The organism is Haematospirillum jordaniae, assembly GCF_001611975.1.
Taxonomy (GTDB): Bacteria; Pseudomonadota; Alphaproteobacteria; order Rhodospirillales; family Rhodospirillaceae; genus Haematospirillum; species Haematospirillum jordaniae.
The window spans coordinates 1,641,092-1,655,778 of record NZ_CP014525.1 but is presented as its reverse complement, the minus strand read 5'-3'; the positions used below and the strand labels follow the sequence as shown (position 1 = coordinate 1,655,778).

The following is a 14,687-nucleotide window of genomic DNA, read 5'->3' as shown; positions in this document are numbered from 1 at the left end:
CTTCAGCGAGGCATAGTCACCAGCCACGATCAATTCTCCTCGGAAATAACAGTATAGCGCCCCTCACCACGCATAACAGCGGCAAAAGCACCATTTCCATGCATGTTAAAAACAACAACAGGCAAGCGATTTTCACGTGCCAACGCAATAGCTGAGGCATCCATGACACGCAAATCCTTTGTCAGAACCTCTGTATAGCTCAGCGTTTCATACCGCTTGGCATTACAATCTTTTCTTGGATCAGCAGAATAGACGCCGTCAACTTGGGTAGCCTTCAGCAAGGCGTCACAATTAACCTCAACAGCACGCAAGGCCGCGCCTGTATCTGTTGTGAAAAACGGGTTACCTGTACCTGCTGCAAAAATGACGACACGCCCCTTCTCCATGTGACGCACAGCCTTGCGCCGAATATAAGGCTCGCAAACAGCAGACATGGGAATAGCAGACTGGACCCGGGTATCAACACCCATCTGCTCCAGCGCATTCTGCACGGCAAGCGCATTCATAACCGTAGCCAGCATTCCCATATAGTCGGCACTGGCACGGTCCATCCCTTGTGCAGCACCAGAAACACCGCGGAATATATTGCCGCCGCCGATCACCAAGCAAACCTGCACACCGCCCTGCACAACAGACCGCACATCACGGGCAATCGCCTCAATGACAGCACGGTCCATACCGTATTCACGATCCCCCATCAATCCTTCGCCAGATAGCTTGAGCATAACGCGGCGACAGGCTGACAGGACAAACATGATCAGAACTCCAAAAGGCACAGTGGATGAAAGAATGACACGAAGACATCAAGACGCAAGCGGAAGGGGCAACACTCGCTAAATTGCACAGCGTTGCCACCTACCACATCAATACAAGAAATGCAGATCCAACAAAGGATCAAGCATGTCCCGCAGCTGCAGCAACCTCGGCAGCAAAGTCGGATTCTTGCTTCTCTACTCCCTCACCCAAGGCAAACCGCACAAAGCCTTTCAGCTCCACAGGCTTCCCAAGTTCTTTGGCTAGATTGGCAATGACGGCAGAAATTCTTGTTTCACCATCGATGACAAAAATCTGCTCGACCAAGCACACTTCTTCGTAAAACTTCCGCAGCCTACCATCAACCATCTTGGAAATGATGTCCTCGGACTTTCCGGATGCACGGGCCTGATCGGCCAACACATCACGCTCCCGGTCCAAAGCAGCTGTATCCACCAGATCCTTATTAAGGTACTGCGGATTAGCAGCCGCAACGTGCATGGCGATCTGCTTGCCCACTTCCTCAAGACGAGCCACATCACCTTCGGATTCCAGCGCAACAAGAACACCGATCTTACCAAGGCCAGGCTTGACTGCCGTATGGACATAAGAAGCAACAATACCAGAAGACACCGATAGCGCCTGGTAACGTCGCAGGTTCATATTTTCACCAATGGAGGCAATCGCTGCAGTCACTTCATCAACAACAGTGCGGCCAGAGCCCGGGAAAGCGGCAGCTTTCAAAGCATCAACATCACCATCCACACCAAGGGCCACCTGGGCAATGCCCTGCGCAAGGGACTGGAACTGATCATTGCGGGCCACAAAGTCTGTTTCAGCATTAAGCTCTACGACTGCAGCACGTGTGCCGGTGGCAGCAACAGCGACCAGCCCCTCGGCAGCAACACGCCCTGCTTTCTTGGCAGCAGCCGCAAGCCCCTTCTTTCTCAGCCAATCAACCGCAGCTTCAAGATCCCCACCAGTCTCAGACAGCGCTTTTTTGCAATCCATCATGCCGGCGCCAGATGTTTCACGCAGTTCTTTTACGAGTGCAGCAGTAATTTCAGCCATTAGGGTAACACCTTCTTCTTCAGGGCACCGAAACCAACCAACAACACACAAAATAGCTGGTAAGCTCGATGATCCAGTTATCTCGAAGAGCCTCACGCGCAGTGGGCCACTCAGGAAAACGGCGGCAACTGCTGTCGCCGCCGCACCGCCTCAACCGCGAACGCCTCAGGCCTCTGCCTGGGCGCTGTCATTCTCGGCGACAAGGACCGGCTCAACAGGAGCCGCTTCCGATGCGCCAATATCAACACCAGCAGCCGTCATCTCTGCCTGGATACCCGAAAGAACAGATCCCGCAATCAGATCACAGTACGTGGTGATGGCACGAATGGCATCATCATTACCTGGAACGGGGAAATCAACACCTTCTGGGCTGGCGTTGGAGTCAACGATGGCAACCACGGGAATACCAAGCTTGCGGGCCTCAGCAACAGCCAGATCTTCCTTTGTCACGTCGACAATAAAGAGAATGCTGGGCAGGCCGCCCATATCCTTGATCCCACCCAAGGCACGATCAAGCTTCTCCATCTCGCGGGTCAGGCTGAGCTGCTCACGCTTGGTAAAGCTGTTGACAGCACCGCTCTCGAACATCCCTTCCAGCTCACGCAGACGATTGATGGAGTTTGATATTGTCTTCCAGTTGGTCAGCATCCCGCCAAGCCAGCGGTGATTGACGTAGTACTGTCCGCAGCGACGCGCTGTTTCAGCAACGATATCCTGAGCCTGACGTTTGGTGCCAACGAACAGCACGCGACCACCTGAAGACGTGACTTCACGCACTTTTTCCATAGCGCGCTGCAACAGCGGAACGGTCTGCTGGAGATCAATGATGTGAACTCCATCACGAACCCCGTACAGGTAGGGCTTCATGCGGGGGTTCCAGCGACGGGTGTTGTGACCAAAGTGGCAGCCAGCTTCGACCAGCTGACGCAGTGTAAATGTCGGAAGAGCCATTTTTTCCTCTTTTCCGGTTGATACCTCCACAGGGCAAGTGGCCGATAAACGGCACCGGATGGACCAGAAGCCCCTCAGCAGGGGGACCTTGGGCCCGTGCACCCGTGTGTGTAGTTTTTCACAAGGCTGGTTGTTTATCGTGCCGGGCCATGAATTGCAAGCTTGGATATCATGGCTTGGCGGTCCAAGCCTAGATTTCCCGCACCTCTAGGACCCCAGGAATATCCTTCAGGGCACCAATGGTATGGCCAGACAAAGCAAATCCTTGGCGGAGGGGCATCTCAACCTCCTGAGATCGCGTTCTGGCCACCAAAACAACCCGGCCATGCCCCTTGGCGTCAGCATCAACAATCTGGCGCACCTTGCCAAGGCAGGATGGAACATCAAAAACAACCATGATTTTCTTGGTTGCCCTAGAAACGGCATTATCTAAGCTTTCAACGTGCTGGACGGACAACCTGACCTGATCGCCATCCAGCCGGGCATCCACACTCAGGAGAAGCGGCTTGCCGGAGTCCAGAAGATCTCTACTGGATGACAGAATCTCAGAAAAAAACATGGCTTCGTACCCGCCACCCGCATCCGACAGGCTGACAAAGGCATAGCGGGAACCATTACGCCCGGTTTTTTCCTTACGCCCTCCGACAATGGCGGCCATACGTACCGGCGTTTGCCCTCCATTCCGCAAATACATCACAAGGTCAGAAGAAGGAACAGCATCAAGCCGCTCTAAGGTTGTCTTGTAGGCATCTAGAGGATGCGCCGATAGGAAAAAGCCAATGGCAGCTCGTTCTTCATTCAGAATATCTGTCCTGGACCACTCTTGCCCTGCAGGCAAATCAAAGCGCGGAACTGTATCCGCAGGACCAAACAGGCTGACTTGGGATGAGGCACGAGCCTCTGCAGCGACTTGAGCATGACGCAAAAGAAGCTCTATACCGGCAAAAAGACGTGCACGGGACGGCTCTAGGCAATCAAAAGCCCCTGCCCTGACCAAACTCTCAAGCAACCTCTTGTTGATAGCGCGGCTGTCCATACGCCCGGCAAAATCCTGTACGGAACGAAAAGCACCGCGACTTCTGCGTTCCGTCACCAACCCCTGCATGGCAGCCTCGCCCACATTGCGGACCGCAGCCAGCGCATAACGTACCGCCCCCTGTGGGTTGGGATCGCCAAATTCGACACTGAACTGAACATCAGAGGCATTGATATCAGGCGGTAGAAGCGGAATACCCAAACGTTGGAGCTCCCCCCTGAAAGAGGCCAGCTTATCTGTATTATGCATATCATACGTCATGATTGCGGCCATGAATTCAACCGGGTAGTTGGCTTTCATGTACGCTGTCTGATAGGCTACATACGCATAGGCTGCGGCGTGGGACTTATTGAACCCATAACCGGCAAATTTGGCGATAGTATCAAAAATCCCGGAAGCCTGACCGGAGGCAATGCCATTCTCCGCACACCCCTGCACAAACATGGCGCGCTGCTGGTCCATTTCCTCCTTGATCTTTTTCCCCATGGCCCGACGCAGAAGGTCAGCACTGCCAAGAGAATAGCCGGCCAGAACCTGGGCTGCCTGCATGACCTGCTCTTGGTAGATCATGATCCCGTATGTTTCCTTCAGGATCGACTCCAAGCTTGGGTGCATATAGTCAATCGGCTCGGTACCCTGCTTGCGGGCAATGTAGGAAGGAATATTATCCATCGGACCCGGCCGATACAGGGCAACAACCGCGATAATATCTTCTAGGCAGTCGGGTTTCATCCGTGTCAGGACGTCTCGCATTCCTTGGGATTCCAGCTGAAACACACCTGCGGCTTCTCCACGGCCAAGCATGTCATAGGTTTTCTGATCATCCAGAGGCAGTGAGGATAGATCGATCTGTATCCCCCTCTCACGCAACAGGTTGACTGCCTTCTGCAGTACGGTCAGCGTTTTCAGGCCAAGAAAGTCAAACTTTACAAGCCCTGCCGATTCAACCCACTTCATATTGAACTGGGTTACCGGCATGTCCGACCCGGGGTCTCGGTACATCGGCACTAACTGGTCGAGAGGACGATCACCAATCACCACACCGGCCGCATGGGTTGATGCGTGTGAATAAAGTCCCTCCAGACGCTGACCAATAGACAGCAACTGGGCAACTTGGGGGTCACTGTCACGCAGGGCCTGCAGCTGCGGTTCCTGAACAATGGCTTCCTGCAAGCTAACAGGATTAGCCGGGTTGTTGGGCACCAGCTTGCAGATACGGTCAACGTAACCCAAGGGCATTTCCAGAACACGACCAACAGACCGCAACACAGCCCTAGCCTGCAGCTTTCCAAAAGTTATAATTTGTGCAACGCGGTCACGTCCGTATGCTTTCTGAACATATTCAATGACCTCCCCACGCCGCTCCTGACAAAAATCGATATCGAAGTCCGGCATTGAAATGCGTTCCGGATTCAGGAAGCGTTCAAAGAGAAGCTGGAAGCGGAGGGGGTCAAGGTCCGTGATGGTAAGCGCCCATGCGACCAAGGAACCAGCACCGGAACCACGCCCCGGACCAACGGGTACATCGTTATCTTTCGCCCACTGGATGAAATCAGCAACAATGATAAAATAGCCGGGGAATCCCATCTGGATAATCACATCCAGCTCGAACGCAAGCCTCTGATAGTAGGGCGCAGCAACCTTCGCTTTTTCGTCCTCTGTCATGCCCGGCGTGTAAACATGAACAGGCAGGCGCTTTTCCAACCCTTCACGGGCCATCTGGCGCAACACATCTTCTTCTGAACTATCCACAGCACGCGTCGAACGCGGCAGGATTGGCTTGCGCTTCTCCACCATCACCGCACAGCGGCGGGCAATCGTCAGGGTATTGTCAATGGCCTCTGGCAGATCCTGAAAAAGTTCCCGCATTTCGGCAGCCGATTTCAGGTAATGCTCTGGTGTCAACCGCCGCCGCTCGGTCGCAGAAACCGTCAGCTTCTGCGACATACAAATCAAGACATCATGAGCCTCGAATAACTCACGATCCGGGAAATAACAATCGTTCGTGGCGACAAGAGGAATCCCGTGCTTATAGGCAAGATCAATAAAGACAGGCTCGGTTCTGTTTTCTTCAGGGGTATCATGGCGCTGTATTTCCATATAGAGCCGCCCGGGGAAAACCGACGCAAGCCACTGCAACTCAGTCTCAGCAGCTTGTGGCCCACCATTAAGGACCCGATAGCCAACCGGCCCGGCAACCCCTCCTGTCAGACACAACAATCCTTTGCTTCGGGCTTCCAGATCCGCGCGACGTATCTTTGGCACCTCACCACTCTCTGCGGCCATGAATGCATGAGAAATCAGCGCGATAAGATTGCTGTAACCAAGAGCATCCTGACATAACAGAACAAGATCATCAAATTGGTCGGGCACCATATCCCGCCGGCCCCGCTGGGATTCAGCATCCCCAGCACGTTCCACGGCAACCTGGCATCCGACAATCGGTTGCACGCCATCGGCAGCCAAGGTTACCGAAAACTCCAGCCCACCGAACAGGTTGCGGGTATCAGTAATGGCAACGGCCGGCATGCCGCGTTCGCGACATGTTTTGCCAAGCGTTTTGATCGGTATCGCCCCTTCGGACATGGAATAGGGCGTGTGAAGGCGGAGATGAACAAAGGCATTCTGCATAGTCCGCCCAAGATGCCAGAACACGGCAGGAATCGCCAGACCTGACGAAAGGATAGGCAGAGACGAGGCCACATACACAATTTCCCATAAATAAATTGCGGAAAAAGAATGATGGTATTAGCGTACATTCATTCTTTCTCGACATGATGATAAAATGCCTGATAGGGCTTGCGAGGCATATATGCTTGTTTTCTGGATGGAATTTGCTCTGGTTCTGGGGGCAATCCTGATCGGTATCCGGCGGGGGGGAGTCTCCCTAGGTTTGATCGGCGGCTTGGGTGTTGCCGTTCTATGCTTCGGATTTGGTGCTGTTCCAGCCAAACCACCTGTGACCGTCATGCTGATCATTCTTGCCGTTGTTACAGCATCCGCAACCCTACAAGCTGCTGGTGGACTGGACTGGCTGGTCCAACAGGCAGAACGACTTCTCAGGGCTCACCCGAAGCATGTCACGCTTATTGCCCCTTTTTGCTCGTTTACCCTGACGGTCTGTGTTGGCAGTGGACATGCCATCTATTCACTGCTGCCCGTTATTGCTGACGTATCTCTGAGAACCGGGGTAAGGCCGGAACGGCCCATGGCGATCTCCAGCGTTGCATCGCAAATGGGCATTACCGCCAGTCCGGTTGCCGCAGCTGTAACCACTTTTCTTGCGATTACCCATGACACACCCGGGGCCATAGGACTTGTTGATCTGCTGATCGTGACCGTCCCCGCAGGACTGTTCGGCCTTGGATTGGCCTGCCTGTGGAGCCTCAATCGTGGCTTGGACCTAGATAAGGATCCGGATTATCAAGCACGGCTGGACGACCCTGAATTCAGGGAACGCCTTGGAACCAGCATAACAACCCTCGACAAAACGCTGCCAGCTTCCGCTAAAATCTCTGTTACCCTCTTCTTTAGCGGGATCTTGACCATCGTCATGCTGGCCTTAAATCCGCAATGGCTTCCCATGACCAACGGCAAAGCGGTACCCATGACAACCATCGTACAGATTGTCATGCTGGCTTACGGTGCCTTGATCATGCTTTACAGTAACGTCAAGGCTACCGATATCGCCCGAAGCGGGGTCTTTAATGCAGGAATGATTGCCGTCGTGTCCATATTTGGCATTGCGTGGATGAGCGACACTTTTGTAAGTGACAACGAAGAGCTACTCATCAACACAGTCCGCCAAATGGTAGAGTATGCCCCCTTGACCTTTGCCTTTGCCTTGTTTGCCGTTTCGATATTTGTAAAAAGCCAAGCCGCAACACTGGCGATCATGATTCCCTTTGGTCTGACCTTGGGCGTGCCCATGCCTGTCCTTGTTGGTGTCATACCCGCATGTTACGCTTATTTCTTTTTTGCGTTCTATCCCAGTGACTTGGCAGCCATCAACATGGATCGAACCGGCACCACTCGTATTGGAAAGTATCTTCTCAATCACAGTTTCATGATGCCGGGACTGATCGGTGTATGGGGGGCAACCGTTGCGGGGTGGATCGTGGCTTCTCTTACACTCTAAAGTCTCACCACCTCACGGATCTTGGGAACAGGATACCATGCCGGGATCTGGAGAAGCATCAGGATACAAAGTGACAACAGACTGACCGCGTGCAACAAACACCTGACGGAATGCTTTCCCCCCGTTATCTGTCAAGCAGGCAATGTTGTCTTTTCTGTTCTGCGTACGGGGGAGAATCTGCTTCAACGCCACGGTTCCTTCCCTCAGAATATCCCGCGCCCGCTGCCCAAGCCCATAGCCTTTGGGGCACGCACGCCCCACAGTGCCATCAGGGCGAGCATAAGAGACACCAACCGTATAAACAGGCGGCTCTATCTCTTGCTTGGAACACTGGGTTACTCCGTCAGCAAGACCAGCCCAGCCCGCTCTTTGAGCCTGAAGATAACGCCCTTCAAAATGCATACCACCCAACGTACGGGAACGCGGTTCACCACAAAAAACATGAGTGAAACCATTCTGACGGAACCATACGTCTGTCAGTTCATTGACAAATCCAGCTACGTCAGCATGGCGGGTCAGAATTGTACCATCCAGCGCGGTATACAAGGCATTGGCTTCCTCAGGAAAAACCGAAAGAAGGGTAACCGCAAAGTCCTCCGCTCTTGGTTGGGAACCCCAGTTGCCACACAAAGCCAGAACCCCACGGTCAAAGGCATCAAGCTCTGGTGCCAAGGGAACAGGATCATCAATAGAAGCAGTCTGCTCATCAAAGAATGGCTGAAACTCAGACCGCCCAAAAGCCGCTATGCGCACTTGGCCGCAATCAGCACGAACCCAACGGTCTTTGGGCGATGCCCCATCAACCCGGACCCGGACCCATGCATCCTCACCACGCTCATAAGAACGGGCAGGATACTCACGGGAAGGAACCAAGCGCACATTATCAGGATTGGACAGGGTCTTCTTGCTGGAATAGGCCTCACATGGACCGGATGCTATCAAAACACCTGAAGAAGCAGCCACAGACTGACAGGAAAAGACACACCACAAACAAAAAACCAAGAATGACACTGACGATACACAACGCATTATGGATCCTCACAGAAATACAATCTGACACAAAGATCCATCTCAAATAGAAGATTAATGGAAATCTAGCAATTCAAGATCATGTCGGGGAGCAGGCAAGCATCCGGCTGCGCACTGTGATAGTCCGGTCCATACGCGCGGCCAGATCAATGTTATGTGTGGCAATCAAGGCTGAAAGCCTCTCTTCACGTACCAACGTCAATAGCTGGGAAAAAACCTTCTCTGCGGTTTCCGGATCAAGGTTCCCCGTTGGCTCATCAGCCAGAAGCAATGCCGGAGCGTTAGCCAACGCCCTGCAAATCGCAACACGCTGCTGCTCACCACCTGATAGCTGCCCTGGTCGATGCTGGGCACGGGCTTGCAGCCCCATGGACGTCAACAGATCCATGGCCCGAACACGAGCTTGTTGACGCGACACGCCTGCTATCATCTGGGGAATAATAATATTCTCGACAGCTGAAAATTCCGGAAGAAGGTGATGATACTGATACACAAACCCCAAGTGTCGACGCCTTAACGCCGTTCGCCTGTCATCATCAAGCCCATCAGTATTCTGGCCACCAATAGAAACGATGCCTTGATCGGGGCGCTCCAGAAGACCGGCGATCTGCAACAGCGTCGACTTTCCTGCACCTGATGGTCCGACCAAGGCAACGATCTCACCCGCCTCAACCTCAAGATTGATATCGGACAGCACGTCCAGACGCTCCCCGCCCTGCACAAAACAGCGCGACACCCCAGACAGCGCAAGTGCTGGCTTCTGCTTGTCCAGATTCTCACTCATAGCGCAGAGCCTCTACAGGATCCAGGCGGGCAGCCCGCCAACTGGGATAGAGAGTCGCGCCAAGAGACAAGGCAATCGCCATGGCCGTAACACGGATAACTTCCGACCACTCCATCTTTGCCGGCATTTTTGAAAGGAAGTAAACTTCAGCAGAGAAAAGGTCTGTCCCTGTCAAAGATTGCAGCCCCTGACGAATTAATTCTATGTTTTCACAGAACAAAACCCCAAGCACCAATCCAGATACCGTACCGCACACGCCAACACTGGCCCCCGCCAGAAAAAATATTCTCATGACTGAACCACGCGTCGCGCCCATCGTTCGCAATATCGCAATATCGCGCCCCTTGTCTTTGACCAGCATGATCAGACCAGAAATAATGTTGAAGGCCGCAACAATGATAATAAGGGTTAGAATAAGAAACATTACGTTTCTCTCTACCTGCAAGGCGTTAAAAAGGCTTGCATTGCTGCGGGTCCAGTCGGCGACATAGTAACCACGCCCAAGGATCTGATAGGCTTCATCAATAATCGTATCCAGATTATCCGGATCACCCGTCATAATCTCGATCTGACTAACCTGTCCCGACATCTGGAAATAAGCCTGCGCGGCCGCCATTGGCATATAAATGAATGCACTGTCATATTCGTGCATGCCAACATCAAAGATAGCTGCAATACGATAGGCACGCATACGCGGTACTGTCCCGAACGCCGTGACAGCACCCTTGGGAGAAACAAGGGTCAGACTATCACCAACCTCCACACCGAAATGGCGCGCCATACGTGACCCGATCAGGATAGAGCTAGACTCATCAAAGTGATCAAGGTTCCCATCAATCAGGCTTCCAGACAGAACTGGTCGCTTGCCGAGATCAGCCTCCATCATGCCGCGCACCATGCCCCCCCTGCTCGCCCCCTTGGCGCTGACCATAACCTGCCCCTCTACAACCGGGCTGGCCGAAGTCACGCCGGGAATAGTGCGCAAACGCTCTACATACGGACCGTATGCATCCAGATTCCCGCGTGAGGACGAGATAACAACATGGCCATTCAAACCAAGAATACGCCCCAGCAACTCGTGCCGGAAGCCATTCATGACGGCCATGACGATAATCAAGGTTGCAACGCCAAGGGCAATACCAAGCAGGGAGAAGCCGGCAATGACAGAGACGAACCCCTCCTTCCGCCGCGCTCTCAGGTAACGCAGGGCAACCATTCGCTCGAAGGCATCAAAGATCATGCTGCAAACCTATCCCCTGCATGGCATCACAACAGACAGCGGCTGCGCTTCAGACAGACGTCAAATGTGACAGCACGGACTCTACGGACACATCCCTCTTTTCGCCGGTACGGCGGCATTTCAGCTCGACATAACCAGCGGCAACACCTTTGGGACCAACGGTCACGTGCCACGGCAAGCCGATCAGATCAGCCGTCGCAAACTTGGCACCAGCACGTTCATCAGCCCGATCATCATACAACACATCGACCCCAGCATTCCGCAAGTCAGCGTATAGAGCATCGGCCACCGCATCAACAGAAGGATCACCGGGCTTGATATTAATCAGAGCAACACGGAAAGGCGCAACGCTCTCTGGCCAGATGATGCCATTTTCATCATGGCTGGATTCAATGATGGCACCGACAAGGCGGGAAACACCGATACCATAGGACCCCATGTGCAGGACAATATCCTGCCCATCCGGCCCGGCAACGCGGCATCCCATAGGGGCAGAATACTTGGTGCCAAAGTAGAAGATATGCCCGACCTCTATCCCGCGTGCCGAAACCAAGTTCTCACCCAAGCTGGCTTCCAGCGCCGGGGCATGCATTTCATCTGTTGCAGCATAAGGACCAGTCCAGCTGTCGACCAAAGGCTGGAGATCACCATCAAAGTCAACAGCATCCGGGATTTGCATGTTCAAGAGATCCCTGTGCACGAAAACACCGCTTTCGCCTGTATCGGCCAAAATCAGGAATTCATGACTGAGGTTACCGCCAATTGGCCCCGTCGCGGCCCGCATGGGTATGGCGCGAACACCCAGCCGATCGAAGGTCCTGAGATAGGCAACGAACATGCGGTTATAGGCACGGCGGGCTGCCGCTTCATCAAGATCAAAAGAATAGGCATCTTTCATCAAGAATTCACGGCCGCGCATGACGCCAAAACGCGGGCGAACCTCATCACGAAACTTCCACTGGATTTGATACAGGGTCTTCGGCAAATCCTTGTAGGAACGGACCATGGAGCGGAAAACATCCGTGATCACTTCCTCATGCGTTGGACCATACAGCATTTCCCGATCATGGCGATCAACAATGCGCAGCATTTCGCGACCATAGTCGTCATAGCGACCAGATTCCCGCCACACATCCGCCGTCTGTACGGTCGGCATCAACATCTCGATCGCACCCGCACGATCCTGTTCCTCGCGGACAATCTGTTCCACTTTCCGCAAAACGCGATGCCCCAGAGGAAGCCAGTTATATATCCCAGCAGCGTGCTGACGAACCAACCCAGCGCGCAACATTAAACGATGGGAAACAATCTGGGCTTCAGCGGGCGTTTCCTTGAGGACAGGAAGAAAATAGCGAGACAGGCGCATAAGCGGAGAATTCCTGAGGACAAGAAGGTAAACGAGGTCATGTGGCTGACTTTATGACAGGGGTATGTACTTTTTCCAATGGCGTTCTGCACAAAAGGAAGACTTTTAACGTCATAACTCAAAACCCATACGCGGGACGGGACAGAAGCACGCACAGGTTCCTGAATATCAGGCAAAACACCCAGCAGATCACACCCAAAGAGCCCTGCAACCCTTTCTTTAAGGCCTTGTTATAGAAAAAGAACACATGAGAAGAAGCGTTTGTTCGCAATAAACTTGCCATAACCATTGGTGTTTTCTGTTGCCATTTTGCAGCAGGCCCGGCAGGATCCGCGCACCTCCACGCCCTTCTGAGACAAGGTCATGACCCGCATCTCTCCTGAATTTATTCGCCTTGCGTGCCTGTATGGGGCCATTTTTATCGTTAATGGCATTCAGCTGCCCTTTTGGCCCGTCTGGCTTGAGAGCCGGGGCATGGGGCCATGGGAAATCGGCATTCTCTCCGGTGCCCTCTACTGGGCCAAGGCTGTTACCAATCCAACAATCGGCACAATCATAGATACACGCGGTAATCGTATCGGCATGATGCGGTTCTTGGCTGCCGCATCCTTGATTATCTCGCTTTTCTACCTAGGCTTCGATGGCTTCTGGGGACTTTTGGTCATTGGCATACTGGGCGGATCCCTGTTTTCTGGGATTACGCCGGTTGCAGAAACGATCAGCATGGGGCACGCCACACGCGGCAAGATCGACTATGGCCGCGTTCGCCTCTGGGGATCGATTAGCTTTATGGTTGCAGCCTATCTGGTTGGAAAGATACTGGATTACACTCCCAATAACGAAATTATCCTCTGGCTGTTCCTAGGGGGTCTTGGCATTACCCTTGCCGCAACGTGGTTCTCCCCCGACTCGCCCAGCACCGACAGCAATACAGAGCGGGAGCCTTGGAGCGGCCTTCTGAAAGACCACCGCTTCCTTGTCTTCCTTGTTTTCGCTGCGTGCGCACAGGGAAGCCATGCTGTTTACTATGCTTTTGGCACACTGCACTGGACAAGCCAAGGCGTGGAAAGCGGTGTGATCGGTGGGCTGTGGGCCGTGGGCGTACTGGCCGAGATTGTCCTGTTTGCTGCATCTGCACGCTTTGTACGCCGGATGGACCCTGCCATTCTGATGGTCTCTGCTGGTATTGCAGGAGTTATTCGCTGGCCACTGATGGCCGTTACGACAGCTCTGCCTGTTCTCGTCCTGCTGCAAGTACTCCATGCCTTTACCTTTGGTGCCGCGCACTTGGCAGCAATGCACTATATTACCGCAAACACGCGATCAGGATTGATTGCTCGCGCACAAACCGTGTACTCGGCCGTTGCCGTTGGACTGGGATCCGGAATTCTTATGATTGTTGCCGGACGACTCTATGAACTCTTGGAGGGATGGGCTTACTTTGCAATGGCTGGCTTGTCGGTCTTCGCGCTTGTTTCGGCAGCATTTCTCGCCTTCACACGGCATCAGCCAGAAACCGTGAAGCAGAAGAAACAAGAGTTTAGGGAAGAGGCTGCCTGAGAAAATTACCCAACGAAAAGCCCCCGTATCGGGGGCTTTTTTATTTCTATACCTATTACAATCAGGCAGCACTCTCATCCCTAGACGGCGAGGACTTCCCACCCGAGCTAACATAGGCAACAGAGGCATGCTCAGCGCAGTAAGGCTTGTTCGGAAGAGATGGTGCCCCACAGAAATGGAAACCAGGCTCGCGGGGATCACCAATAGGCCACCGACACGTATGAACAGATAGATCAACAACCGAGCGAATTTTGGAATCCGTCTCTTTTTTTCTGGAAGCAGGAGCATCTTGACGCGGTTTCTGCTCTCTCTTGATAGGGGAGGGTCGACCCTGCAAACCCAACCGGTGCGCCTTACCGACAACGGCGTTCTTGGACACGCCCAACCGCTTGCCAATTTCCCCCGTTGTCAGACCCTCAGCCCAAAGAGCCTTCAGCTCCTCGATCCGTTCATCAGTCCAGACCATATACCCCTTGCTCCCACATAACCGATGACAAGCAGCTGTCACTTCTTTGAACAACAGCTGAGGCTCTTATTGTAGCAGCAAATGAAGGCCAGATAATCCCGAAAAAAAGGCCGCACACGAAGTACGGCCCAAGTTTAGGGAGGAAACGTCCAAGAAAGACAACATAGCCTCACAAAAAGGAGGGACACGCCATGTTGCATCGCGGATACATCTCATGCCAAGCGTTTCATGTAAAGTCGAAAAAATCCGAACACAGAAAGAAAGACATAAAGAAACACGAACTTAGATGATCC

11 protein-coding genes are annotated in these 14,687 nt (G+C 53.3%); 2 read left to right on the top strand and 9 right to left on the bottom strand.

Annotated features, from left to right (window positions below; genetic code table 11):
* Positions 1 to 29: 29 nt before the first annotated feature.
* From pyrH to dnaE, 4 genes are all read right to left on the bottom strand, one after another.
* A complete protein-coding gene (gene pyrH, locus AY555_RS07770) occupies positions 30 to 755 on the bottom strand; it encodes a UMP kinase (RefSeq protein ID WP_066136795.1) in 726 nt (241 codons plus the stop codon).
* 139 nt (positions 756 to 894) lie between these two features.
* Positions 895 to 1,824, bottom strand: a complete 930-nt coding sequence (gene tsf, locus AY555_RS07765; protein ID WP_066135353.1) for a translation elongation factor Ts — start codon at positions 1,822 to 1,824, stop codon at positions 895 to 897.
* Between the two features lie 165 nt (positions 1,825 to 1,989).
* A complete protein-coding gene (gene rpsB / locus AY555_RS07760; RefSeq protein ID WP_066135351.1) occupies positions 1,990 to 2,775 on the bottom strand; it encodes a 30S ribosomal protein S2 in 786 nt (261 codons plus the stop codon).
* Between the two features lie 190 nt (positions 2,776 to 2,965).
* The gene (gene dnaE / locus AY555_RS07755) at positions 2,966 to 6,442 is read right to left on the bottom strand and encodes a DNA polymerase III subunit alpha (protein WP_066136793.1); all 3,477 of its coding nucleotides are present in this window, start codon (positions 6,440 to 6,442) and stop codon (positions 2,966 to 2,968) included.
* Between the two features lie 154 nt (positions 6,443 to 6,596).
* Here dnaE and AY555_RS07750 point away from each other — a divergent pair, with 154 nt between their 5' ends.
* Positions 6,597 to 7,949, top strand: a complete 1,353-nt coding sequence (locus AY555_RS07750; protein WP_209315764.1) for an anaerobic C4-dicarboxylate transporter — start codon at positions 6,597 to 6,599, stop codon at positions 7,947 to 7,949.
* A 12-nt stretch (positions 7,950 to 7,961) separates the two neighbouring features.
* Here AY555_RS07750 and AY555_RS07745 read toward each other — a convergent pair whose 3' ends face one another.
* The 4 genes from AY555_RS07745 to proS form a co-directional block, all read right to left on the bottom strand.
* Positions 7,962 to 8,891, bottom strand: a complete 930-nt coding sequence (locus tag AY555_RS07745; protein WP_167798715.1) for an EndoU domain-containing protein — start codon at positions 8,889 to 8,891, stop codon at positions 7,962 to 7,964.
* Positions 8,892 to 9,057: 166 nt separating this feature from the next.
* Positions 9,058 to 9,762, bottom strand: coding sequence for an ABC transporter ATP-binding protein (locus AY555_RS07740; RefSeq protein ID WP_066135347.1), 705 nt, complete (start codon positions 9,760 to 9,762; stop codon positions 9,058 to 9,060).
* Entirely contained in the window at positions 9,755 to 11,002 is a 1,248-nt protein-coding gene (locus AY555_RS07735; RefSeq protein WP_066135345.1) for a lipoprotein-releasing ABC transporter permease subunit, read from the bottom strand. Before AY555_RS07735 ends, AY555_RS07740 begins: the two co-directional genes overlap by 8 nt.
* Positions 11,003 to 11,051: 49 nt before the next feature.
* Complete coding sequence (gene proS / locus AY555_RS07730) at positions 11,052 to 12,368, bottom strand: proline--tRNA ligase (protein ID WP_066135343.1); 1,317 nt, start codon at positions 12,366 to 12,368, stop codon at positions 11,052 to 11,054.
* A 363-nt stretch (positions 12,369 to 12,731) separates the two neighbouring features.
* Here proS and AY555_RS07725 point away from each other — a divergent pair, with 363 nt between their 5' ends.
* Positions 12,732 to 13,928, top strand: a complete 1,197-nt coding sequence (locus AY555_RS07725; RefSeq protein WP_066135342.1) for a 3-phenylpropionate MFS transporter — start codon at positions 12,732 to 12,734, stop codon at positions 13,926 to 13,928.
* 61 nt (positions 13,929 to 13,989) lie between these two features.
* On the opposite strand, the gene AY555_RS07720 is transcribed toward AY555_RS07725, so the two are convergent.
* Positions 13,990 to 14,394 (bottom strand): GcrA family cell cycle regulator, encoded by a 405-nt coding sequence (locus AY555_RS07720; protein WP_066135340.1) that lies wholly within the window; start codon positions 14,392 to 14,394, stop codon positions 13,990 to 13,992.
* Positions 14,395 to 14,687 lie beyond the last annotated feature (293 nt).